This window comes from Treponema sp. R6D11 (assembly GCF_054786075.1).
The window spans coordinates 1-1020 of record NZ_BDHD01000442.1 but is presented as its reverse complement, the minus strand read 5'-3'; the positions used below and the strand labels follow the sequence as shown (position 1 = coordinate 1020).

Sequence of the window (1020 nt, the reverse complement as noted above, 5' to 3'; positions counted from 1 at the left end):
TTGTTTGGCTTTGAGAGTGAAACTTTTTCTCTGCAAGGGAGAACAGGGGGAATAAATTTCCCCTAATCCCCCTAGTATGCTTTTCCCCAATACACCATTTTTTCAGCTGGCTTGCCGCAGCAAACGCAAGTCTCCGCAACTTTTTCTTGCTCGAATGGTATACATCTTGAAGTGATCCCGCCGTGCTCTTTTATCTTCTCTTCGCATTCAAGCGCACCGCACCACATCGCTTTGATAAACCCTTTTTTGTTTTCTGCGATGTCAACAAGCTCGTCCAAAGTTTTAGCCTCGCTAACTGTCAGACGCGATAACGCTTGCTCATACATCTCGTTATGTATTCTCTCGAGCAACAACGGCAATTCCTCTGCTAATTTATCAAGAGGCAATTGCAATTTCTCGTATGAATGACGAAGGGTGATTGATGCAACCCCTGCCTCGATATCGCGCGGTCCTATTTCGATGCGCACAGGCACGCCGCGCATTTCATATTCCGAGAATTTCCAGCCAGGCGAATTGTCACTATCGTCTAACTTAACTCTTGCAACATCTTTAACGCTTTCGTACACCTCGTTGCATTTTTCCGCAACACCCTCTTTATTCGAAGCGATAGGAATGACGACAGCCTGAGTCGGTGCCAATTTCGGCGGCAGAACTAAACCATTGTTATCCGAATGAACCATAATCACCGCGCCGATAATGCGTGTTGAAACGCCCCATGAAGTCTGGTGAACATACTGCAATTTATTATCTCTGTCCAAATATTTTATATCGAACGCCTTGGCAAACCCATCGCCAAAATAGTGCGACGTTCCGGCTTGCAATGCCTTTCCGTCATACATCAGCGCCTCGATTGTGTATGTATCTTGTGCGCCAGCGAATTTTTCTTTGTCCGTCTTTTGCCCTTTGATAACAGGTATCGCCAAGAACTCACGGCAAAAATCGCTATATACGTTTAGCATTTTTATCGTCTCTTCGATCGCTTGCTCGGCAGTCTCATGAACCGTATGCCCCTCTTGCCAT

Annotated in this window: 1 protein-coding gene; it reads right to left on the bottom strand. The window is 46.0% G+C overall.

The features are described 5' to 3' along the window. Nucleotides 1-71: 71 nt before the first annotated feature. Nucleotides 72-1020: proline--tRNA ligase (locus ACYVTD_RS13805; protein ID WP_461248304.1), on the bottom strand; the 949-nt coding region annotated here is incomplete at its 5' end.